Genomic DNA, 22,707 nt, shown 5'->3' on the forward strand with positions numbered 1-22,707 from the left:
ACCACCGCGCTGAACAATACGGCACGAGGCTAGTACTGAGAGCCCGCCACGTCAATCAGGCTTCGTCTTCCAGAAAAATGCCTGGATAGCATATTCATCTATTATATATTTGAAAACAGTAATATGGGCTTGTTAGATGTCTGATAAAAAACCGACACGTAAACTCGAACTAAATATGGATCTGGTCTCATTTTTGGATGAGGAAAAGCGTACGATTGATGATGTTCTTGATCGCTTTGGCCGCCACGTCAAAACGCGGAAGATGCTGCAACATCATATTGAGCATGAGGTTATCACTCCTAGGTTGAGAGTGAATCGTACAGGTCTAAAGGCCGTTCAAGACAGCAATCAGTCCAGACTCTTGAGGCGACGTAAGGATATCGATGGGCGGATCCTCAAGCTGATGAAGGACGGCCAATGGCGCAATCGCAAGGAAATCGCTGATGGCTTGAAAATTGATGTCCGCAGGATTGAATCTGACATTCCAAGATTGGTAAAATCTGGCGTTCTTTTCAAAACGGGGACTGAGTTCAGAAGTGCTAGCGCCCGCTCCAACCGGCCGAGTAATAGGAACAAAGAGCTATATGATCTCCTGACGACACCAGTTCTGCAACGAAACGTACCCAAGCGCATTGAGGGTCTCGAAGATCCATCTCATACACATCGACTGGCACAGCTCGAAGAACAGGGATTGATTAATTGTAGAGTTCTCTACGCGCGCTCCAAGGATGGAACCGAAATGGCAAGAGACTACAAATTCTGGTTCCAGAAAAAGGCCGCCAAAAAGATGGAGCACTTGGCAGACCACCTAGAGGTGGATGAGAACGATACTTTCTGCTTCGATAAGTTGCCAAAGAGACATGTGTCCCCTCGCACGGCTTTGGCGGCTACAAAGCCAGAGGGCGAGACCACCGAATGTGCCCCGCCCCCTCCATAGCTTATCGCTCACCGAACGTAGAAAGGCTACTTACATCTGGTAGCCAGAGTTATCATTGCTTTTCATTCTCTCTCGAGCTGCTTTAACCTCTTCATCACAAGCAGAACGATATGCCTTTGCGACCTTAGGGAACTTTTGGTTGATGTCATGCAAGTGGACAACTTTGGATCCAGCGTCATTTTTAATGGATACCATTCCGGCAACACCTTCACTGATTTCGATCAGCTTTCCGCTATCTTTGTGCTTCGACTTGAACTCCATCGCTTCTTCTTTGGTGACCTGGCGGAAATTATCTTTCCCAATCGTCCCGACGAAATAGGCTTGGCTATCAGTATCTCCACCAAAGTCCTTACCGCTGACAATAGCCTGATTGCCTTTGTTAAACTTCGGCTGAGCTTTGTCAAACTTGCGTTGCTCGTTACGGTCCTCAACCCACTCGGAAATTGCTGCCCACTTCTTCTTGGCAATTGTGAACACGCATTGTGACCCCATAGCCGCAGTTACGGCTGAGCCAATTGTAGCAACAGCCATCAGGGAGGTTGCTAGCGTTGCCATACCTGGGTCGGACGACCAAGATTCAGCACCATTTGCTACCATCATTCCCTTCGCCATCCAGGCGGTCAAAGCAGCACCGGCCACCGAGGTCGTTAGACCAATGGCAAGGCTCCCCATCGTACTGCTCGTTGGCTCACCATCCATCAAAGCCATCATTGGGGATTTCTTTGCATAGCTTTCAGTCGTCATAATATTTTCTCCTAAGAACAATTCCTAATAAGGACTTAGGAGGTAACTATGCATAAAACCTAAAAGTCGCCGCAGAAACAGAATATTAGCAGTTTACGTTCAATGCCTGAGTTAGGTTATCAGCAAACATCCTTTTGCGCTCGATCTTCGCACGACCAGCAGCCATCTCTGTCACATGCGTGATTTCGATATCATCCCGATATAGGTTATCCGGAGAAAAAATGATCTCGCTCTCTCCACGGGAAGTTAGGTAAGCAATCGCTTCAGATGTGCGCACCTGGGTCTTGAGGATGAAACCCCTGTCAGGGGCTCTGAGAAAGCGCTGAGAGAAGAAAACGGCTGTCTTGCGGTCCAGGGTCCATTGATAGCCTAAAATGCCCTCCTCGAAGGCCTCCTCGCTGTTTGATCCCTGCACACCCCGGTAGACGGTGATGTAGTCTCCCATCTCCCTTAAGGCTCTGCGATCCGCAGAGGATGTCATAAATTCCCGATGAGGGATCTCAGCCTCGAGAATAGCCTGCCAGATATCGGATCCTTCATCCTCCTCGCAGTCAGCCCAGACGTATGCAGCACACTGCCAGAACTCACATGCTCGCTTTGAATTGGTATGGGCATCATCCCAGTATCCGTCAGAGAGCAAGCGCAAGAACGCTGTGCTACGGAAAGCACGTTCATGACGATGTAGATACCGATGCGGGTTTTTGTCATCGATCAATGCAGACCGGACCCACTTAGCTTTATCCTTAAGGAATTCCTCAATGGGCAGTGGCGAAACCAATGGGAGCATTGTTACCATCAGCGGATGCCTGAAGAAAAACATCTTACAGGCTGAATCGTAGCTCACATATCTCTGTAGATAAGGGGGCAGATCATCCGTGGTAGGGTAGACACTGAAATCACCCATCTTATTTTCTGCGATTTGCATACAGGCACCCCATAAATGGCATACCCAAACATATCATCAAGGATTATTACTGTCCATATAAGCGCGCATTATAAATGCTTCTTATGCGCCTTTAATCTCTTGCGCCTTCGGACAACTTGAACGCACTGGTTTTGATATCAATCATCATTGAATAACTCCGTTATCGTAATTCTCATTTTTATATATAGCACACTTTATGCTTAATTGGCATTAACGCCATCGTAGCATCAAAAAGGACCGGCTTTAGGTTCCTCTAACTGCTCAGCTGAGGCTTCGAGCTTATCGCAAAAGACACTGTACACTCCGAGCCGAACAGCAACATCTCGGACACCATCTCTATGTCCAAGCCGCATATCATCCGAACTGAGAGGAGCCTTTCCGGCATTGTGATAGGCGGCCACCAAGGCGTCTACGATGTTATCTTCGTCCATATTTCATTACTCCACCATATCCATTAGCGCCTGCCGCTTAATGCGAGGACGCGCTCTATACCATGTTTCACAGGCCCTGCATCTCACCAGGTCTTGGGTGACATCAGGACTTTTGGATTCCTTATAAGCAGTATGGCAGCTTTTACCTAGAAGGCGACGAACAAACCCGATCATGTGTCACCTTCTGTTGCAACTGAGGGGAAGTTCGAAGCATCAATCGAGAACCCTGGGACCTTCTGTCGGTCATCTCCGCTTTTATGAAGGTTGCCGATCTCGCGAACGATAGCTCGAGCTGGTGATGGCATACCATAGGACGCCTCAGCCTCCATCGCCTGTACTTCATCCCATGCTGCCTTTTTGCAGGCAGCTACGGCATCATTCCAGATTTGAAGTTCACGTTGGTTCATATTTCCACCATTACTGTTAGCCGACCATATCTAAGTAAGATTACATCAAGTTTAAATCATGCTTAGGAGTGCCAGTACATTGACAATTAACTTCCTTCATATAGAATTCAATTGAATAATAAGGAGAAGTCCCGATGGCAAAGTTTCATGTTCTCTATGTGGGATGGGTACAGAATCCAGAAGCGCATGCTGACTTCAAGGAAACCCTTACTGAGCTAGCTTCGTCAGAATGCTATGACCTCTCCGACGATGACCAATTCTGGATGAACTTTCTAAGTGAGATTAGCGTACCGAGAGAAACGGGTATGGGGTATTGCCTATGTCCGTGGCAGGCTCAGGAGTTTATTGGAAAGCATAGGGAAAAGTTCGATCCTTATTTATATTTCCATACCACTGACAAATCTCCAGAAGAATTTCTGGAGAAGATGACAACATCGGATAACGTCGAAATGCTGGTGGAGAATTTAGATCTCGAGGGCGTCCTTCCTGCATGCTATTACCGCTACGACGCGACTTCAGCCTACGCCCCTGATGCCCTTCACAATAGTGGTAGCTACATTAGGCTGATTTCCGAGAGCGAATATTTCACTAAGTACGCCCCAAAAGAGACGAAAGAGGTCACTGAAACAGTTGAAGCATTCGGCCAAACCGTCACTCTGACAGCCAATCTGGTCGACGGTGTTCTGGATCCTGCTTCCATTAAGGTCGCAGCTCCGGAAGAATATAAGGAAGAGGCCGCATGATGATCAAGACCACGGTTCAGATGGGCACCCCAAGCTCGTCCGAACACCTCCGGCTGCATCTCAAACATAGATCTCCGGATGCCATCGCCAAAGTGGAGGGCTCAGAAGTCATTGTTTCATACGAATACAGCATCGCAGGGGACGTTGGCGAGCAAATCGGTTTTTACATCACGAGCCTAGAAAGCTACAAAGCGACCGCGACTAACATCAGGTTGAAGAACACATAGTGAAGCGGGTCCACCTGCACCCGCAACCTTATTTTAAGGGAAACTAGGACCTGCGCTCGGCTTCTCAGGAGCCGGGAGGATGACCCTGCCGTCTAAGGAATCTTTGATTGAGCAATCCAAACCAATTTTAAGGTCAGCAGGCTTCCCGTCTATTTCGATATCTTGGCTCGCGCACCGTTGGTGTTCCAGGATGCCCAACTGACTATAGAAGTCCACCACAGCGCTCTGGAGATCCTCCAGATCACCGCCTACAGTCAATGTTACATCATCATCATATCCGATGGCATTAGGGCTATCATAGGTAAGCTTAACTTTGTAAATCGACATAATTAAGGTTTCATCCCGTTTTCTTGTGTCTCATCATCTCCCTCTTCAGGGTAGAAACCCGCGAAAGCTTCAGGTGAATACAGTCCACGCTGAACCGTTTTTAGCATTGGTTCCTTCAAGCTATGTTGAGGAGAGCCCGGAAACATCAAATGAGTTTCAATGTCGATCAGGATTTGCTCCAAGCTCCGAATTTGATCTTCCGCTTCACGACATAGGCCACTATTTGCTCCCTTCGCCTCGCGAAGTCGATCTTTCAAACGCTTGTCACTCATTTGCTTTCCTTATATTTAATTGGGTAACGGGCAGTGAAATTTAGGTATCTCTATTACTGGAATATGTCAATCTATCCACTATTGAATATATGCAATTAGCAAAAATGAGAAGCGCCCGAGAGCTTAATTTACTTCGGGCGCAATTATATTGAAATGAGTAATTTAGGCTGGTGGATGTTGACCTATTGTGTAAGCCGCGTTCCAAAATATGATGTGACGGTATCCCCGGCGATCCTTTGCATAGCGGCCGCCAACTTTGGGCTGGGTGCCTTGAATGACTTCCCCCAGTTATTATGAAACTGTGTGGGCAGGCCATTGGGATGACGTCCGGTGATTGTGGCATACTGGATCATCGTGACGAAGTAGTGGCCATAATCATTGAGGTGAATGTCATCTGCAAACACGCCCGAGATGTTGGATAGCCCCGGCACACGACCGCGCGCGATCTCATCGTGAAGTCTAGCCATCCCCTGCCCGGCTGGGATCAGCTGAATGCTTTTAGCCCGGCTCGAGGCGGCGGCGCTCTGAACAGCTTTCTCCCAGACAGCAAGATCCTGGTCCAGACGGGTCCGCCACGGAATATGACCGTTATCATCATATTCTACCTTCGCCCCGGTGCCGCTCTTCAGACTGTGCCAGGTTTCCTGCACATAGACCTTGGTGTTTCGGTTACCTGAAGCTGCAAGATCGGCGAACTTCTTGATGTTCCCGGACGTATCCGACCACTGAGTGTGATTTCGCAAGGGCACAGCCTCGGTCATGATCACGTGTGTGGTCTTACCCTGTGGGAGCACCTGGCGTGCGTTGATGCCCTCAGCACTGGCTGCGTGGTCCCAGTTATAGGCTAAAGGAGAGCCATTGATGATCTGCTCGTCGACAACCCCCTTGCCGATACCGGCCTGCAAGGCGCCTTCCAGCATGTCAGGGCCATCATGCCCAAAGAGAGAGTGACCAATCATTACGATTGAGAAGACTGTACCTGCGACGCCCATGAGATTTCCTTTCGAGTTACTAGTAAACGATCATCCCACATCAAGGTTTCTAGTTCTTGAACGTCGCGGGCATAATCCCAAGAATATGACGACATCTAAACCTTATCGAAGATTGATCAGGATATTCAGGGAAGCTGGCGAGATCCTGATCAATCACAGCTTCAAACACGGTGTCATCTCCGGTCCCAGGGGTGCGAGAGATCTTCACCCAGAACCGCTCTCCGCTATCATCGTCGTGCAGCAAACCGATTTTTACATGATCTCCAGCTTTGATCTCACTGATCTCTCGTAAACTGGGGATCTCGAACGTCTCTGGATGCAGGGCCGCCCGGGCTTGGCCGTCGATTAGGTTATCGGGAATGTCGGTCATCGAAACCTCATATTTTCGTCATTGGATCAGATACATCACTAAAGAACGATAGCGGTTATGCCTGTATAGGCAATATCATTCCAATTGGCATTACCACCCATAGGTTGCCAAAGAATTCTCAGCGACCTCAGGACTGATCTCCAGCAGCTCAATTGCGTAGTCGATATCGCCACCGATCTCCGCGATGATTTCACGGTCTCGCCTCAGAAAACTGGCAAAGAGACGGTGATTGCCATCCTCTACCGGCCACGAAGGCGTTGAGCCCATCGACGGGACACCCACATCAATCGCAATGTGATCTTCCCAACCAGACACCACCAAGTGTGCGATACGCTGGGCATGTATCCAGGCATCATCATCTACTGAGCAAGGAGCAGACCTTAAAGCACCCTCTCGCAGGCAGGTCTGAACCATGGCAACAGTTACCGGTTCGCACTGCCAGGGAGAACTGCGCAGTGGATTACAGAGACGAAGCCTAATAAGCCTTGGAGAGACGGGAACTATCATATTAATGCTTATTCTTCAGAGTTTATAATATCGTTTAGACATATCGGAAGTTTCAATGCTAGATATACCCGTCATCGCAAGGGTATATCGTCAAAGAAAATATTCATTAACATTTTAATCCTGCCCTTCATTTGAAGAACCATGTCGTCAGCCCCAGATCAGGATCACCGACAGCCACCGCCGGGGGGAGGAGACCTTTTCCATATCCCATTGCAAGTCGCAGATCCGGTAACCCTCCATCTTCCGCCCTCGCATATAAAATTGGCACTGCCGGATTGCGTTAGATACATCTGTGGATCGCAGAGTGCCGGGCTTGTCACCCCCGGATCACTAACTGAAATTACATCTCCATCGGTCGCGTTAATTGCATTCGCAGAGCATTGATGACCATCTTGCGACCAGCGGACGGGCTCTGCAACGCAATCCGAACCACCTCCTGCTCCACCTCCTCCACCACCAGTTACAGTCACCCAATCGGTGCCATCGCAAACCTGGACTTCCTTCGCTGTGTTATTGTATAGCAACATGCCTTCGTAGCGATAGGTTGATCCCATTGTCGCGGGCTTCGCCAGTGTGGTGTTTCCACCTTTTAGGCTCAGAACTACGAAATCCTGCGGTAGTTCTGATGCACTTAGCGCCGGACAGAGCGCCTGCGCGGAAGTCGCTGACAAGGCGCCTATTGCAAATGCTAAAATAATCGATTTCTTTAGATTCATATTGATATTATCCTTTGTCCGGTTCGGCAACCCAAATATTCTACGTCGCGACGAACCATTGATAACTCGTCACACTCTATGATATATACCGCATATATAAGATTTTTTCTAAAAAAAGCATGAATAAATTGGATCGACACCCCAATTAAACCTTGCTGACTGATAATATATTTATGGAAACCATCTCTCATATCACAGGGCTACTAGCGCTTACGCTGACCACCTCAAGTTATGCCTTTAAGGCTGACCAAACCTTGCGGATCGTGAACTTCACAGCCTGCTTGTTTTGGGCCCTTCATATGGCGACCTTGGGCGCCTGGTCATCTTTCGCGATGGTGGTGCTGGCCATCTTTATGATCGGAAGCTCTCTGTTTGACCGTGAGGAGTGGGCCCTTAAGCTATGGGTAGCGAACCTCCTGGTGATCCCAGCAACCATCCTCAGTGCCATGGCAGGTCTCGTATCTGGGGCAGCCCTCCTACCTGTCTTGGGTGGTTTCTTCATCAACACCGGCGTGGTTCGCTTTTCTGGTATCGCGCTCACCCTCTTCGTGGCGGCCGGGGAACTGATGTGGCTCATCAATGGCTTCGTAATAGGAAGTAATTTTGCGATCACAAACAACGCCCTAGGCTTAGGGGTTCTAACGTACCGATTGTGGAAGCTTCAGAAGGAAAGACAGGCATATAACGACGCCCTGGATACCATCTGAGCATCTTTCTGCCACCTAGACACCAGGCATGGAACCATCTCAGACACCTAGTGTTGTACCCAAATAACAAGCGTGAGTGAGGACTTCGGGTAGAGTCAACGTTAGTAACTGCGAGGAAGATATTATGAAGCGAAGTCACAGTGAACTGATCAAGAGATTGGACCGCGACGGCATCCTAGATAAGGGTGAGCGTTTTCTTGAGAAACATCCCGAAAGCCCAAATCACCTAACGTATCGAGAGCTTAAGGAGCAGATTTTTTACTATCTGTGACCTGCGACAGCGCTTCCGTACTAACCCTCCCACCCTACGGAAGCGCTGCCGGGATAATTTTGATGCCCGGCCTTCCCGACCTGTCAGATTTCCCCCCAGTTGTTCTGGCAGGTCGGGTTAGATTACGTTCTATATTTTGTATGGCAATCTGAAATACGTACATGTATAATTCAATGAACTACTCCACCCTAACCTGACGGTTCAGGATGGAGTTTCCGGGACTTACGCCCCGTGGTCGGTTCCCAACCAAGAAACAGGCTTACCCTGCTGCTCCAAGCCCCATCTGAGCATGGTTGCAGCAGCAGCGTGATCTCTTGAGATTACGCTGCCATCTGGCAGCTCATGCGACCGATCCTGAAGCCTCTTTTTCACTGTCGCGCCCGAAACAGGACAGCGTTGTGAGGGCTTCAAGGATCGTGTGGGCGCCATAATTAACTCACAACCAGCTTCTTCCGCTTTGTATGTGAGTGCTTTCAAAAAGGCGGATGGTGATGTGTCGAGAATTTCTCGATTTAAACCAGCCTTCTGCGCGACGTTCTTACCATGCTTTTCAGCTGTACCTTTGGCAGAACGGGTCATATTCGAGACAGTCAGTGCTTCTGTCACGATCATTCTGTTGTGCTTCACCAGCTGCGATGTCAGCTGATGAATGTGGTTCTTACGACGATTGGCAAGCTTCCTGTAGCGCTTCGCTAAGATGCGCTTGTAACGTTGGGATCGCTTGGATCTTTTACCTCTTAAGGCCTTCGAAAGGTGGCGCTGCGAGTCTCTGAGGTCTTCGCTGGCTTGCTGCCAGAGACGCTCGTTCTTAACTTCTTGCGCCTCGCCACTTTCAATACCCCAGGCCAGTGTAGCATATGTTTCCACACCCCAATCTAAGCCGATTGCGGTACGAGCATCTTCAGCCACTTCTCGATGCGCTTCGCATTCCATAACGATGGAAACATACCACCCGTCCGACTTGCGCATGACTGTGCATGATTTGATCTTTCCTGGTGTACGGGCTTCGCCCCGTACACCTATATGTCCTACACCTGAGAAGCGGATTTTTCCGTGCTTCCAGTTTGTACCTGGCTCAAACCTCCACCCATCACCATGGGTTGGATAGGTCCAGCCTCCGTATCGCTGTTTAGATTTGAATCGCGGGAAACCAGCTTTGCCAGTTCCGCTTTTTACACGTCGGAAGAAGTGCTTAAAAGCATCATCCAGTCGGCGCAATGTGCTTTGCAAGGATTGAGCATTGATCGACCGATACTCAGGATCATCTGCTCTAATTTCAGTCAATGATTTCGCTTGATCATTGAAAATGATCGACAAACCATTCTTTTGGTAAGCTTCAATTCTTTCCTGAAGCGCAGCATTGTAGAGATCGCAATGCTTACCCATGAGCCATTCCAGGCGATCAGCCTGAGCTTTGCTTGGGTAAATCTTATACGTTACTCGTCTACGATCCATAAGGATTAATATTACCAATATTATCGGAAAACTCAAGAATATAATTTGAAGGATTTCTGAAACCGCCTACACCACCACCCTGAGGCTACGCCTCTAGGATGGTGTACTGGCGGCAGGTCTGATAGATAGAGCGCATTAGAAATGTATTATTGGGGAATTAAATAGTGACTATTGATAGCACTGAAGTACGAGTGATGGCCCGTCTTTCTGCCAGCATCACGCTTGGTCTAAATAAAAACATGCCAATTACAAAAGAGATCGTAGCAGAGAACCTGGCTCAAATGCTGGGCGCTGATCCTGGCTGTGTGGCTGACTTCATGGATGGGTTTGATATCCAGGAAGTCGCTCATGAGGATGGCACGGTTCTGGTAGAAAACAACTCCGTTGCTGGAGCCTGAACCCAGCATGTTGGAAATCCTAATCTTCTGCGTGCTTCTTGCACTCTTCATGACCTACTGGAAGGTGCTGGCTCTGAAAGAGGCAAAGCAGACCCCTCCTCGTGTCGACCTCCGCTTTGGTCGATATTGGAACCTTACATCGGCGCTCTTCTTAGCAGTGTTCGTGTCTGGCCTGTTTGCCGTCGTTAAGGCGCTGGAAATCGTTCTGGGGTACACCGTACACTTTTTCATCTAAAGCACCTTCAGTTCCATGTAAAAAGGGTCCGCTGCTTTGATTGGCAGCGGACTCTTCAGTTGGAGCGTCTTGGATTCACTCCGAGGTTTTCTTAGCCAGCCTTAAGCCAACCTTACCTTTGATTTCTTCCATAGTTGCGAGGACAGTTGCAAGCCGCTTCTCGTCTGGCGGGTGAGTTCCCCAGAAAGACAGGTTGCCGGTTGACGATTTCGCTTTCTCAGGCCGCGCAAAGAACTTGGCGCCCTCAATGGGATCATACCCTGCGGCGGCCGTGATACGTGTCCCTAGGGTGTCAGACTCAAGCTCGTAGGTTTGCGAATAGGCCCGACCTCCGATAGCAGCACCGGCGCGCATGCTGGTATCCACAAGTGTGGGATCATAGTAGCCACCATTGTTGATCGAATATGTGTTGGCGGCCGCCCCCATCGCACCCAGGATGAGAGCGCCTGCCATTGCCTGCTGTTGCTGCTTCTCGATGTGGCGGCCAATCAGGTGCCCATACTCATGGCTGAGAATAAAGGCAACCTCATCATCGCTGGCGGTGTCCCGAAGCATGGGCATGGTAATCCGGATGATCGGCTGATCGTTCTCATACGTGAAATAGGCATTCCGGTTGTTCATCTTCCGGTCGATGTCGATATTCACATTACAGTTAAAGTCTTTCTTATCGGCGGTGGTGACTTCGCAGTATTTCTTGCCCACTGAGGCTACCCGTCCGGATACCCGACGGAAGCGCTGTTCGGCAGCTGCATTGCTCAGGGCCCGACGTGGGCTTTCTGCACGCGCCTCAGCGAACATCTTTGTCGCCTGCTGGGTTTGCAATTCACCTAGCTCGGGAAGCTGAAAGGTTGTGCCGCAAGCGGTCAAACCGCTCAGCATCAGCACTCCGATAGCCGTTTTGAAAAGGGTTCTCATGAATTCTCCTGTCGGTATGGTTTAATACCGGCAACCTCAACTTTAACGATACCTCTGTCAAATACTAATTGGCTCCTGAGAACCCAGAGACCCCTTCCATTGTATTAGGTGACATTTCTGCCATGCGCTGGCCTAAGTTATCTGGACTTGCAATCTTTCTGCACTCAGGCGTCTCTCATACTGAAGAGGTCAAATAGACTCGGATTGCAATGAATGAGCATTCCTATAAACTTCCTATAGTTTTAGGATCACCACAGGAAAATTATGAAGACGTTTTTATCTACTCTTGTAATCTTTATAGCCCCTACTCTTGCCTTTTCTCAACCACATGAGGAGCTAGCTAATACGATCATCGGATATAGCTGCAAGGGCGATGACGGCGGTTCGATGCAGCTTGTACTGGCAGAGATCGACGGGGAACTGACCCTTATTTCGCCCCGCCCTCGAAAGGAGGATAGCAAACCCATCATCGAGAAGACCGTCGACACCTCTGGTGTTCACAACGGATACAAGTTCGTAAATGACTATGGGGTTGCGTTCCTATCCCGGATCGAAGGCGAATGGATCTATCACTGGTCCACCAAACACGGACCTTTCCAGGCAACCTGCACATCCCTAGATGAGTTACCCAAGAACCTCGTGATGACACTCTACGAAATTATGACAGGTGGGCTTTCCCTATCTAGCAGTGACACTAACGCCGCCCCCAAGAAGACCTGTGAAGCAACCCAGTATATGGGAGATTTTGACACCTCGTTCGAGCTCTTAAACGGAGATGGTGACTTGGTGAGTGATGCAGATGTCTTTACGGAGCCGTCTCTGGTTTACTTCGGATACACGTCTTGTCCGGATGTCTGCCCGCTTGATGTCGACCGCAATGCGCATGCAGTGGAGATCCTTGAAATGCAGGGGCAGTCTGTAACCCCGGTATTCATCACAGTGGACCCAAAACGAGACACACCTGAAGTGGTGCAAGACTTTGCTTCTTCTATGCATCCCAAGATGATTGGACTAACCGGGTCGTCTGCACAAATCAGCGCAGCATCTAAGTCGTTTCGGACGTATTATAAAGCTCACCCACCAACCAGCGGCGAATACCTAGTTGATCACTCTACGTTCACCTATCTCGTCGTCCCAGGCGAAGGTGTTGCAGAGTTCTTTCGCAGGGATGCCTCACCTGAAGAAGTCGCAGAGAAGGTTTCTTGCCTCATTGAGGATCGATAACGAAAAAAGCGACACCTGCTCTCACCTTAGCTGTTGAGAGCAGGTGTTACCATCACGCGGATGGTTTTTGGTTGTCTTCTGTGAAGACCAAGAAGTCGTTCTCCAGCATGTCAGCGATCACCGAGATCCCTTGGATTTCCTCATGCACGACAGTAAGCGTATCGGATAAATTAGCCAACTCGCGGGCATCCATATATTTTAGCCTCTCAGGTTGCTCGACGAAATTATCGCTGAAGGTCTTCATTGGCGCATTAGCCTTTGCGAACCTCGCGACCAATCCATCAAGATGCATGGCTAATACGGCATGGGCATCGCCACCGTCTTTTGAATTCGCGTTGTCAGCTTCCGCGTCAGCGATCTCAATCAGCTTGACCATCTTACTGCTATACTTATCCGACAATGCTTTGATCTCTTTGGCCTGCTCGATAATTTTGTTTGCACTCAACTCATCATTCATTTTTTGAAATCCTATAAAATAATACATGCTTGGTACCAATTCTCCCTCCATCAAGCAATCAGAACATGGTTCTGATACGGCCTACAGTGCTATTCGTTAATCGTGCGTTAACCTTCCTATATTATTAAAGTCTACGCCCCATCTGTGTGGGGATGGACCGTTCAATGGCGGAGCTGGTAAAACGACCGCAGCACCCCCGCAATAGCGGGGATGAACCAAGGTTTAATCCAATCGGGTAGGTAACCTGATATCTCCCCCGCAATAGCGGGGATGCAAAGAGATAAGGCTGACTTCTGGGGACTATTTCCAGAAGTCAGCCTCACACTCCCCTATAGCCTCTGATGACCCTTTGAGAGTGAAGGTAGCCCCTTCCCCTGTCGGAAGCATGACGTGGACCTTGCTGTGCTTCCTCATCAGTTCGAGAGCGGCGTCAAAGTTGTTTGCACATGCCCTGCAATCACTGGGGATCGAGCCATCCCATAGTGAGAACTGATGGGGTGCGGCGCCATCAAAGGACATAAAGATGGAGTCTGTGGCCGGGGATTTGCCGCCTATGTCAAAATATATGGATGACGGTATGAGGCTTCCGCAATCACAGCTGACCAGGATCTGGTTTCCCGCACCACTCGTAATGGTGGACTCGCAGGTTCCTTGCGCAAACCCAGACTGCCACGCATCATCGCGGCCGAAAGCCGATACAGGACCAACTCCTACAACGATAGAGATGCCGACCAAAAATATGAGATTGCGCATAACCGGGTTCCTTGTGGACCATATGATGCACCCTGCATCGACACCCATATTCTCACAAGGGATTACTTCGATTTATTAACGTAAGATCTGAATACTAACAGGGCTGATGTTATCTTGCAGAACTTACGTTAGCAGGCCCTACAGAGAGGGTGTAGGAGCCACTTCAGGCGTTTCTGGACCCACATGCCACACAAGGTCATCAGGAAGGTCCAGAGGGCTGCGTGAGAGCATTACATCGCTCTCCATTCCCGTGCCTAGGGCATCCGTAACCTGCTCCAGAGACCTAACTCCGTAGTTGATGGAGTTATCCAAAAAATAATAATGCCATCGTCCTGGCTGCAAGCTGATAACCTCAGGTCGATCAAACATGTTACCACCAGTCATCAACTCGGTGACCTTCTTCTCGGCCGCTTCCTGGCTGCCCAGCTCACCGGTGAGAACAGCAACAAGATCAGCGCGATCAATCATCGTGACACTCCACACAGGTCCACCTACACTGCCTGCCTCTTCGAGATCTGGGTTCAGCTGTTCATCGGTTTCATCATCGGTAGAGATGCGGCCTACCCGCAGAGTATCGCTTTCCCTGCCGGTCTTCCCGTTATCCAGCACGATAGACGATGACGATCCACTATAGGCCTCAAGAAGGTTGAATTTTTGGATGCCATCAATGGTGCGCTTTACCCGCTCCTGAGCATGGCTAATCGCAAACGTACGGTCACGGTTTGTTAGCTCGGTGAACTCTGGGATGCGCAGCCAGTCGGCGATCAGCATTTCACCGGTTGGGAGATCTACCTCAATGTGAGTGATGGGTCTCGCATCTAACGGAGGAAGAGGAACATAAACATGCGTGTTCTTCTCGGCGTCAAACTGAAATTTATGAAGACGAGGCTCCCAGTTATGGAAGGTAGCAACAATTCTACCAGCGGCTACTGGGCTATCCACCTCTAACCCCAAGTAAGGATTTGTGAAGTCACCTGCTTCAAGCATCTCAGCCAAGCGCCCACGCAAGTAGTCAACCGCCTCTGGTCCCTCATCATTGAGATCAGGGTTTGCCTTGGAGAACTTCAATTGTTCGCCAAACACCTCGCGAAAGCATGCTCGATGAATATCTTTGCAGAAAAATCTTACTTCATAGGTTTCCATGCCCTCGAAACCGCAGTCGATGAACTTGTTCCAGCTTTCTACGAATCCGATATTGTATTCTCCCCATTTAACTATGGGAGAAAGCCTACCAGCCCGGCGTAGCTCCTGTAGAGATGTAGTGACGATCTCCTCCATCTCTACATCTGTGAACACATCAAACGGCGTTCTACTGTCTTCGGCCATGGTCTCTTATCCTAATCTTTTAGGGCACATGTATCTGAACGCCTGCATCGAGCAATCATGTTGCCGCCGATGACCCCAAATGAATGGGTTCAGCCAGGCTGTTTCGGGATCGGCCCGCCTTTTTTCAGCTTAACGCCCTTCTCGACAGAGCCGCAGTTCGGACACTTCCCACTATTCCCGACCAACTTCCGGTCGCAGCCGCACCAGTATTTGTGCTTGGTGGGCTGCTGCCGTTTAAGTCGATTGAACTTATTGAGAAGCATCCAAGCTCTCTAGGTGCTTAACATGAGCATCCTGATCGAAGGTCATCTCCGATGGCCATGTATTGTTAGGGAACACGTTCGAGAGCGGGCCACAGAATCCCACGCGAAAACAGTTGCCTTCTGCGCAGCCATGGTGACAGGTCCCGCCATCCGGACATGCATCATCTTTTGATTTGATCTCTGCCATAAATACTCCTGTTAGCTTATTATTTACTGGGGCAGATCGTCGGGATGCATGCCAAACAGTTCGGCCACCCCTCCACGCATTGATCGCCTAGCATTCTCGAGTTGGCTATGCAGGACCTCGGCACGGGCTTCTGCTTCCGACTTGCAATTTTCATACATGCTAATTGCGGTATCGAGGACCTCACTCGACGTGTAGTCAAGGTCACCTGCGCCGCTATAGGAGTAACCGATAAGCTGCGCGAACTGCTCGCGATCCTCGCGACTGAAGTCTCCCCTGCCGATCTGGTTCAAGTCGATACCGCCGTTATCCAGAAGAAATTCAACAATCTTGTTCTTCTTGAAGCGCAGAACGCCCTGCTCGTCTAGAACGAGTGGCTGGATAGGGTGGTGGGTCATAGTAACTCCTGAATTAAGTCTGGTTTTCACGCCATCTAATGCGATTGTATGCTTCTGTGCCAATGGGTCCGATCCGGTGGCACTCAGACCATCCGTTCTTGCAATTGCAGTCCTTGCAACGCCCTGTGGCGAGCACTGACTTCTGAGCTTCCTTGATGGCATCCTCATCGTTGCCACCGTGTGCATATGATCCGATCATGGCTGCCTCCTTTTACGAGTTCAGTTTCACGGTATAGGTATCGATCAGCAACCCGGCTGCGGCCATCTTCTGCTCATGCTTGGGAGCGAAGGAAGAAAGCAGTGATCTGAGTGTGAGAAGGAACTGGGTGTTGTCTACGCCCTCCTTAACCACGCGCCCGAAATCCGACATCTTGCCGCCCCCATAGAACAGAGACGATGCGATCTTGCATCCATCCGCTCGGCCCCGTTGATATTCTTCCGGCATAGCATCCAAAGGTGGGTAGGCATTCATGTCCGCGCCAAACGCGGCGGTCAAACCGCATTGCTCCGGGATTTTATGGCCTGCGATTTCAAAACTCATAAATTCATTCCTATACAACCTGAACGTGACCCTTCAGGATCAATTAGTATGCCAACAAAATAACAACAGACATGCATTGTCAATAAATTATTATTGTATTTATGAGATCAAAGTCTGGTTATGCGTTTTTATCTTTGCCCATCTCTCGCTCTACATGATCAACGAGCAAATCACGCAGGTAATCCTCCACCTTCTCGTACCCTAGCTCCCGAGACATTCTTTCGGCAAACTCGTAGAGATCATCGTCGATCTCCACTTCAATATCGACATACTTTTCATTATCGGCACTCATTTTACACCTTGGATATCTATATCATTAAAAAGGGCCCCAATAAAAAGATGGGGCCCTTTAGTCGTTCGTAATGTGCCCCTTAGGCTGCTGCGGAGGCGACCGGCTCAGGCTCGCCGTCATGGTCACGTGCCAGAGGGAAGCGGCCCTGCGCGTCCATCTTGGCGCCGTGTGCCAAGATATTATTCGCAAAATATGCGTTATCGCCAGAGACTAGCAGGTTATATAGACGACGTTCGTTCCCATCATGCTCAAGAACTTCGATGCTCTCAACAAGCATGCTGCCATCAGCAGTAATGATTTCGTCACCAACTTCAAGTTGACCAACTTTACCCTGAAGGGCGTCATAGTCCTCGCGTTCAGCCATTTCTGGGTATACCGCTTTCCAGCCATCCTTGGTCATGACGGGGTGGTTATCGGTCATGAACTCTTTGCCACCATTGAGCTTGATCATACGCTGGTCCTTACCCTTGAAGAGCTTCGGCCGGTCCAGAGCCCACACCACTGCGGTGCCTTCGATACCCATTAGTTCGTCGCCCACGACAACTTGGTGAATCGGCTTGAAGGTGCCATCCGCCATTGCCACAAGCGTATCTGCGGTGAAGCAGGAGCCACGGCACTGCACTTCGTTCCAATTTTTGTAATGTTGCGAGTGTGAGCATGTAGAACCTGGCTGCTCAACCCATTCACCATCTACGCACTCGAATGTGGCCTGACCGCTATACAGGTCATAGGCTCCTCTATTACATGCCCCAGATGGGTAGTTAGGCCTGAACTCCGATGTCAATGTTACCACATCACCATGATTGGAATCCTGTGGGCCTCCACGACAAGGCCCCGAGGCAGCAGTCCATTCTAAATAGGGAGTACTCAAGCAAGCTCTGCCACTCGAGCTGGCACCATCTGCACCTGGTTTCATCGCCACCCAATCCGATCCATCACAATACTGCATTTCTTTTGCAGTTCTATTGTATACCAGGAAGCCTTCATTCCGGTAGCCAGGGCCAGTGTTCGATTTAGTTGTTATCGTTGCGCTCCCACTTCCGCCCATGTTGATAACAACAGCGTTCGCTGGAACTTCGGCCAGACCAAGAAGAGGGCACATTGCCATGGCGGCCGACCCCGACATCAGCATAGCGATAGAAGACATCGCAAATAATTGAGAAGCTTTAGATAGTCTTTTCTGAGTAGTCTGAGTAGCCTGCATTTTCCCACAACCTCAATATAGTAGCTCTAGAGAATATATATGATAAAGATTACGCAAAAACAAAATATGGGTATGTATTACGCAAAATTTAGTTGTGTCCTCGACACGGTTATTCGATCTTTATTCGCCTACTTAATGCCAGCGGCGCCACATGCAAAAATGGAAACCAGCGCCGTAAAAACAATAATACCGAAAGCTATCAGGCTACAAAATCAGCGCCATAAAAGGTCGCCGTCAGTTTCGATTGGCACACCTCCGGCAGTAAAACATGCAAACCTATAGATCAAAGAGTTTCTGGATACCTTCATTGTTACCTCCTGTTTTACCCTTCGGCTTCCTTGTCTTCGTCTTTTTTTGAGCAGAAGCCGTCTTCGCTCGCCAGATACATCTTTTGGATCGTATTATTTGATAGATCCCTTACGTACCGAGCTAGGGCCTCATCACCCTGCAATTTTGCCAAATCCGCTTTACGGTGATCCGCGATTTCCTGAAAGGTGGAAGCGAGTTCCGCACGTCTCTGATCTTGAACTTCTTTCCTGCGGTCCGCCAACTCGTTGAGCTGAGAGAGGCAGGATTCCGATAAAAACTCCATAATCAACTCCTTTACCACCATCCTAAGCCCCGCCCCTGAGGGGAGGGGCACACATTACTCGTCTATGTCTTTTTTCGAGCAAAAGGTGCCTGTGGGACCGCTTTCAGCAAACCCTATGATGCAGGTGACTTCCGGATCACCTTCCATTTGGAACTCGTAAAACCGGACGTCGTAGCCTGGAACCTCAACACGGTAAGCCGCTGTGGGCTCTTTTGGTGGAAGCGTGGAACCTTTGATAGCAGACCATACCCCTGCCTCTGAGGCTACCACCCCAGATATAACGAGAACGGAAGCACCAATGGCGGTGAGAAAATAATTCTTCATGATAAGTTACCTTTTATCTATATGCCATGGCACCATACCAAATAGATATTAAACTAATCCTATCAAAAGGCGGCAGATTATTCGATTTCAATACTATTACAGGCTTTTACCAGTAACTCCCGAGCTTTCCATATAATTAGTGCGATAAGAGCTGACAGAACAGCGCCAACGAGGAAGAGTTCTAGTCTCGTTGCTTTGGAAAGGTAGTCAGATCCGCTGGAAAAGTAGTCGAACGCATGGAACCCAAGACCGCCCAGAAGTATGATAAATGGAAATACGCAAATCGCTATGCCGATAGAAAACATTGAACTGAGAAGTAGTTGACCTATAAGCACGCAACCGCTGTTGATACTCGGCTCTTTTGAGAACATCATAGCAAACTTGTAGATCAAAGACTTCCTGGAGAACCTTAACATTGCGCTCTCCTATTTCTTTATGTTGAGCCAGGTTAGGCTAGCACTAATCTATTAAATTATCGTTCATTCTGGAAAAGGTGAAATCTAAAAAAGGGCGCCAAGTTAAACTCGACACCCTTCAATAATATTTGGTGATCCCAGCCCAGCCTTATCGCGGCCCGCTCAAGGGAGGCTGCCTGTAGTCCTCCATCAAGTTCTGCCAGGCTAAGTGCTTCAGATCGGATGGCTGACACCATCCGGACAAAGCATCACAGATATCGTCGCCACATCGAACCTTATAGGGCTCCATGCCAGGATAATCAGGTAAATGGTGACCTTCGGTTGCAAGAAGGAATTCTACTCCATCCCGCTTCTGCTCTGCACTTGCAGGGATCAGCTTTACTGGCTTGCCACTAGCCAACGGGATGAAATAGCACACGCCGTGATCGGTCTTCTGCATCGTTACGGGAAGACCGTCCTTCACCAAGCATTCAACGACTTCTTGCATCATGGTGCAGGACTTCCTGTACGTGTGTAATCCTCGAGCACATCATGCCATGGACCGGCCGTGAACTGACGCTGGTCATAGAGATCGCGCACCATATCGGCCAGATCGTAACCGGTGATGATCTCATAGGTGTTGCCAGGCGTCTTCTCAGAGTCCGCAAAGAAGTTCACTCCGGTAGCTGCCACATCGGCTTCCGGCAGGGTAAGGTGGATGCGGTCACCAGAAACCGGAATGTAGTAGCTGACCTCCCCATCGGTCCGCTTCATCGTGACCTCGAGGCCGTGATCGAGCAGGGTGTTCAAAATTGGGTTGTTCATGTGATCTTCCTTTTCATAAAATCGTTCATAGCTGATATAGTGTCAGGAAACGCAACTCGCATGTTTCCTGACAGCGGCAGCCTGCGATGTATATCAAGCCTTGGCTTTGGCGGCGGCTTTCTCGCGTGCTTTGATTTTCCACGGCGCATCTTCTTCCCAGTCGCCCGCCATAATGGAACCGTAAGGAAGGGCACGCACTTTCACCTGCGCCAGCTCGAAAGCCTCCATGTCACGCTGAACGCTTGCAGCATTCTTGTAAGCGCTCGGCAGTTCGGAAACATCGATTTTGTCGAAGAAGAAGCGAGCATCAATATGCTTGGTTTCCTCAGCGAAGACCTCTTCGGCTGTACGTTCTCCCAGCGCCCGCTTGTGCTTGGTCCGCGACATATTGCGCCCTGCCCCATGCGGTGCGAAGCCTAGGTTACGCTCGGTACGCTCACCCTGAATGAACAGAATAGGCTCAGCCATATTCATGGGCACGATCTGCACACCCTTGGTGTCAGGCAAGAAAGCATTGTGGATCGGTGTCGCACCCTTCGCATGCCAGATAATATGATCATTACCTTCGTCCTCTTTGAAAACGAAGTTGTGCTCATTCCAATGCCGATCATGAATGTCCGATCCCACCGCTTTCAAAGTGGCGTTATGGATCACTTCATGGTTCAGCTTGGTCCACTCCCGAACCAGCTGGAGAGCTGCCCAGTACTCGATACCTTCAGCGCTCTTGGACGGGATCCACGCATTCTGCTTGAGCGTTTCAGGGGACAGCTTTTTGCGGAATTTCTCGGCCACTTTCATACCTGCTTTGTACAGGAATGCGCCGACACCTCGGCTACCGTGATGCGTAATTAATACCGTCTTTCCAGTATCTTCCATGATCCCTGACCAGGCGAAGTGGTTCCCGTCGCCCTGGCAGCCGAGTTGCTCCGCAGCCATTTTGAGTGCGCGGCCATTGTTCAGGAAATCGTTCTCCTGCATGCGGGCCTTCAGGCCTTCAGGGAACTCGAAGAAGTTGTCTTTGCGGCCACCGGGACCGAAATGTGTGATCTTATGAACGGCATCCAGTACAGCCTTGGGCTCTGCATCCTCGAACACGGTCGCCATTAGCGAACAGCAAATGTCAGCGGAATGCATGCCTGGCAAAATCGCATTGCGTGCTGCCACAACACCACCCACAGGAATGGTGCCTAGAGACCCCGCAGGGCAGGCGTCAGGCATGATTGCACCCTTCTCTACCACCGGAGTGCGCAACAGCACCTCCATGGTCGCCTTCACGGCTGCGAAGTTCTCTTCCTCTGCTTCGTTTTCGGGAACCAAGTTGATAACGCATGGTGCCGGTTCAGACCGCAAAGGAAGCTTGGGCGCAGGCTCATGGGAAGCCACAATGTCGCGCACTTCGTTTTCGGAATAGTCGCCGGAATTAATGATGTCGAGGACTTTGCCGAAATGCGGTCCGGGTGCGAAACCCATATCCTTGAGGTCGTTGCCGTTATAAATACGATCAGTCATCACATCATCCTTATTCAATTATCAAATTGATAAAGCAATACACGACTACACGCAAGCAATACGAAGCATATTTTGGGAAACTCTATGAATAGATCAGAATGCCCCTTTGGATTGATTAGGGTGCCATCCCGTTTTCTTCTTCAAGGATGTCCTGCTCTACCTGCTGAATTTTGGCTTCAACAATTTGGCCAACCAGATCATTCATCTGCTTGAGAGCTTCATGCCCACCATGTTGGGGGCCTCGACGCACATTGGTGATCGGGCGCCGCAACTCGAACTCTGCTGCCTTTAGAACCTTTGAACGACGCAACAACATGAAGAATTCGTCGTCCGTCTTCTGAATTAGGCGCTCCTTTTTAAGATGATTGAATGCGCCCAGCCAGGGAGATCGGTCATCCAACCACCTCATTGACTGCATCAATGCCTTCGGGGCTGTTGCCATAGAGAATACGCCCAGTGACCCTTTAACCTGAGAAATATGGGCCCTGAACTCGGCCAGGTCTTCCTCAACACTAGCACCGATGGTTCCAAGCGTCTCTGCCTCGCTGAGACCATCCAAAGCCTCAAAGACCTCTGCTCGGACAAACACCGTATTCGTATGATGCTCCTCAGGTGGGAAAATATCCCCTGCCCGGTGCCCTTCGGTCTCAAGGCCAATCAGGGTTTCAGTCATTTCCAACCGGCCAAAGCCGTCATAAACACCTTTGACTGGTGGGAGACGATACAGGTGACCACGATAGCGATCAGGCTCATCATTTACGACAACGGCATAAACTTCGTCGCCATCCGCAACTTCTAAACCTGTCAGGGCACAATTCATGCTGGTATCACCCATACGCAA

The 22,707-nt window shown here is 49.7% G+C and carries 31 protein-coding genes and 1 pseudogene; 8 read left to right on the top strand and 24 right to left on the bottom strand.

The genetic code is table 11. The annotated features are described in order from the left end of the window. Positions 1–136: 136 nt before the first annotated feature. Positions 137–937, top strand: a complete 801-nt coding sequence (locus tag J7392_RS01160; RefSeq protein ID WP_209215752.1) for a hypothetical protein — start codon at positions 137–139, stop codon at positions 935–937. A gap of 30 nt (positions 938–967) precedes the next feature. On the opposite strand, the gene J7392_RS01165 is transcribed toward J7392_RS01160, so the two are convergent. From J7392_RS01165 to J7392_RS01180, 4 genes are all read right to left on the bottom strand, one after another. Then, positions 968–1,681, bottom strand: a complete 714-nt coding sequence (locus J7392_RS01165; protein WP_209215753.1) for a hypothetical protein — start codon at positions 1,679–1,681, stop codon at positions 968–970. 85 nt (positions 1,682–1,766) lie between these two features. Continuing rightward, a complete protein-coding gene (locus tag J7392_RS01170; protein ID WP_209215754.1) occupies positions 1,767–2,606 on the bottom strand; it encodes a hypothetical protein in 840 nt (279 codons plus the stop codon). Positions 2,607–2,833: 227 nt separating this feature from the next. Then, entirely contained in the window at positions 2,834–3,037 is a 204-nt protein-coding gene (locus tag J7392_RS01175; protein WP_209215755.1) for a hypothetical protein, read from the bottom strand. Positions 3,038–3,207: 170 nt separating this feature from the next. Further along, complete coding sequence (locus tag J7392_RS01180; protein WP_209215756.1) at positions 3,208–3,444, bottom strand: hypothetical protein; 237 nt, start codon at positions 3,442–3,444, stop codon at positions 3,208–3,210. A 134-nt stretch (positions 3,445–3,578) separates the two neighbouring features. On the opposite strand from J7392_RS01180, the gene J7392_RS01185 reads away from it, so the two are divergent. Together J7392_RS01185 and J7392_RS01190 are read left to right on the top strand one after the other, a co-directional pair. Beyond that, complete coding sequence (locus J7392_RS01185) at positions 3,579–4,187, top strand: hypothetical protein (protein WP_209215757.1); 609 nt, start codon at positions 3,579–3,581, stop codon at positions 4,185–4,187. Further along, a complete protein-coding gene (locus J7392_RS01190) occupies positions 4,184–4,414 on the top strand; it encodes a hypothetical protein (protein ID WP_209215758.1) in 231 nt (76 codons plus the stop codon). The genes J7392_RS01185 and J7392_RS01190 overlap by 4 nt, the downstream gene beginning before the upstream one ends. Before the next feature lie 33 nt (positions 4,415–4,447). Here J7392_RS01190 and J7392_RS01195 read toward each other — a convergent pair whose 3' ends face one another. The 5 genes from J7392_RS01195 to J7392_RS01215 form a co-directional block, all read right to left on the bottom strand. Then, positions 4,448–4,741, bottom strand: coding sequence for a hypothetical protein (locus J7392_RS01195; RefSeq protein ID WP_209215759.1), 294 nt, complete (start codon positions 4,739–4,741; stop codon positions 4,448–4,450). Between the two features lie 2 nt (positions 4,742–4,743). Next, positions 4,744–5,013: a hypothetical protein gene (locus J7392_RS01200; RefSeq protein WP_209215760.1), complete on the bottom strand. Its 270-nt coding sequence runs from the start codon at positions 5,011–5,013 to the stop codon at positions 4,744–4,746. 182 nt (positions 5,014–5,195) lie between these two features. Beyond that, positions 5,196–6,005, bottom strand: coding sequence for a hypothetical protein (locus J7392_RS01205; RefSeq protein ID WP_209215761.1), 810 nt, complete (start codon positions 6,003–6,005; stop codon positions 5,196–5,198). A gap of 49 nt (positions 6,006–6,054) precedes the next feature. Continuing rightward, entirely contained in the window at positions 6,055–6,375 is a 321-nt protein-coding gene (locus J7392_RS01210; protein WP_209215762.1) for a hypothetical protein, read from the bottom strand. 90 nt (positions 6,376–6,465) lie between these two features. Then, a complete protein-coding gene (locus J7392_RS01215; RefSeq protein WP_209215763.1) occupies positions 6,466–6,789 on the bottom strand; it encodes a hypothetical protein in 324 nt (107 codons plus the stop codon). Positions 6,790–7,771: 982 nt separating this feature from the next. On the opposite strand from J7392_RS01215, the gene J7392_RS01220 reads away from it, so the two are divergent. Together J7392_RS01220 and J7392_RS01225 are read left to right on the top strand one after the other, a co-directional pair. Then, positions 7,772–8,305 (top strand): YgjV family protein, encoded by a 534-nt coding sequence (locus tag J7392_RS01220; RefSeq protein WP_209215764.1) that lies wholly within the window; start codon positions 7,772–7,774, stop codon positions 8,303–8,305. Positions 8,306–8,429: 124 nt separating this feature from the next. After that, entirely contained in the window at positions 8,430–8,576 is a 147-nt protein-coding gene (locus J7392_RS01225; protein ID WP_209215765.1) for a hypothetical protein, read from the top strand. A gap of 222 nt (positions 8,577–8,798) precedes the next feature. On the opposite strand, the gene J7392_RS01230 is transcribed toward J7392_RS01225, so the two are convergent. Next, on the bottom strand, positions 8,799–10,031 hold the full coding sequence (locus J7392_RS01230; RefSeq protein ID WP_209215766.1) for an RNA-guided endonuclease TnpB family protein: 1,233 nt from the start codon (positions 10,029–10,031) through the stop codon (positions 8,799–8,801). Positions 10,032–10,195: 164 nt separating this feature from the next. On the opposite strand from J7392_RS01230, the gene J7392_RS01235 reads away from it, so the two are divergent. Beyond that, entirely contained in the window at positions 10,196–10,429 is a 234-nt protein-coding gene (locus tag J7392_RS01235; RefSeq protein WP_209215767.1) for a hypothetical protein, read from the top strand. Between the two features lie 49 nt (positions 10,430–10,478). Continuing rightward, positions 10,479–10,664 (top strand): hypothetical protein, encoded by a 186-nt coding sequence (locus J7392_RS01240; RefSeq protein WP_209215768.1) that lies wholly within the window; start codon positions 10,479–10,481, stop codon positions 10,662–10,664. 75 nt (positions 10,665–10,739) lie between these two features. On the opposite strand, the gene J7392_RS01245 is transcribed toward J7392_RS01240, so the two are convergent. Then, complete coding sequence (locus J7392_RS01245) at positions 10,740–11,579, bottom strand: M48 family metalloprotease (RefSeq protein WP_209215769.1); 840 nt, start codon at positions 11,577–11,579, stop codon at positions 10,740–10,742. Between the two features lie 756 nt (positions 11,580–12,335). Here J7392_RS01245 and J7392_RS01250 point away from each other — a divergent pair. Next, positions 12,336–12,803, top strand: a pseudogene (locus J7392_RS01250) (SCO family protein); the annotation flags it as partial. A gap of 52 nt (positions 12,804–12,855) precedes the next feature. Here the strand turns inward: J7392_RS01250 and J7392_RS01255 are convergent. The 13 genes from J7392_RS01255 to J7392_RS01315 form a co-directional block, all read right to left on the bottom strand. Further along, complete coding sequence (locus J7392_RS01255) at positions 12,856–13,260, bottom strand: hypothetical protein (RefSeq protein WP_209215770.1); 405 nt, start codon at positions 13,258–13,260, stop codon at positions 12,856–12,858. A gap of 891 nt (positions 13,261–14,151) precedes the next feature. Then, a complete protein-coding gene (locus J7392_RS01260) occupies positions 14,152–15,339 on the bottom strand; it encodes a hypothetical protein (RefSeq protein WP_209215771.1) in 1,188 nt (395 codons plus the stop codon). Positions 15,340–15,588: 249 nt separating this feature from the next. Then, positions 15,589–15,789 carry a hypothetical protein gene (locus J7392_RS01265; RefSeq protein WP_209215772.1) on the bottom strand — a complete coding sequence of 67 codons (201 nt, stop codon included), beginning with the start codon at positions 15,787–15,789 and terminating at the stop codon, positions 15,589–15,591. A gap of 23 nt (positions 15,790–15,812) precedes the next feature. Further along, positions 15,813–16,184: a hypothetical protein gene (locus tag J7392_RS01270; protein WP_209215773.1), complete on the bottom strand. Its 372-nt coding sequence runs from the start codon at positions 16,182–16,184 to the stop codon at positions 15,813–15,815. Positions 16,185–16,395: 211 nt separating this feature from the next. Further along, positions 16,396–16,725 carry a hypothetical protein gene (locus J7392_RS01275; protein ID WP_209215774.1) on the bottom strand — a complete coding sequence of 110 codons (330 nt, stop codon included), beginning with the start codon at positions 16,723–16,725 and terminating at the stop codon, positions 16,396–16,398. Between the two features lie 118 nt (positions 16,726–16,843). Next, positions 16,844–17,017, bottom strand: a complete 174-nt coding sequence (locus tag J7392_RS01280) for a hypothetical protein (protein ID WP_209215775.1) — start codon at positions 17,015–17,017, stop codon at positions 16,844–16,846. Positions 17,018–17,096: 79 nt separating this feature from the next. Beyond that, positions 17,097–17,594 carry a Hint domain-containing protein gene (locus J7392_RS01285; RefSeq protein WP_209215776.1) on the bottom strand — a complete coding sequence of 166 codons (498 nt, stop codon included), beginning with the start codon at positions 17,592–17,594 and terminating at the stop codon, positions 17,097–17,099. 949 nt (positions 17,595–18,543) lie between these two features. Continuing rightward, complete coding sequence (locus J7392_RS01290; RefSeq protein WP_209215777.1) at positions 18,544–18,813, bottom strand: hypothetical protein; 270 nt, start codon at positions 18,811–18,813, stop codon at positions 18,544–18,546. Positions 18,814–18,867: 54 nt separating this feature from the next. Next, entirely contained in the window at positions 18,868–19,137 is a 270-nt protein-coding gene (locus J7392_RS01295) for a hypothetical protein (RefSeq protein WP_209215778.1), read from the bottom strand. 564 nt (positions 19,138–19,701) lie between these two features. Continuing rightward, positions 19,702–20,043: a hypothetical protein gene (locus J7392_RS01300; RefSeq protein WP_209215779.1), complete on the bottom strand. Its 342-nt coding sequence runs from the start codon at positions 20,041–20,043 to the stop codon at positions 19,702–19,704. Then, a complete protein-coding gene (locus tag J7392_RS01305) occupies positions 20,040–20,357 on the bottom strand; it encodes a hypothetical protein (RefSeq protein ID WP_209215780.1) in 318 nt (105 codons plus the stop codon). Before J7392_RS01305 ends, J7392_RS01300 begins: the two co-directional genes overlap by 4 nt. Before the next feature lie 93 nt (positions 20,358–20,450). Further along, positions 20,451–21,866, bottom strand: coding sequence for an RtcB family protein (locus tag J7392_RS01310; protein ID WP_209215781.1), 1,416 nt, complete (start codon positions 21,864–21,866; stop codon positions 20,451–20,453). A 115-nt stretch (positions 21,867–21,981) separates the two neighbouring features. After that, a complete protein-coding gene (locus J7392_RS01315) occupies positions 21,982–22,701 on the bottom strand; it encodes a hypothetical protein (RefSeq protein WP_209215782.1) in 720 nt (239 codons plus the stop codon). Between the last annotated feature and the right edge of the window lie 6 nt (positions 22,702–22,707).

It is taken from the genome of Sulfitobacter sp. R18_1 (assembly GCF_017743915.1).
Taxonomy (GTDB): Bacteria; Pseudomonadota; Alphaproteobacteria; order Rhodobacterales; family Rhodobacteraceae; genus Sulfitobacter; species Sulfitobacter faviae.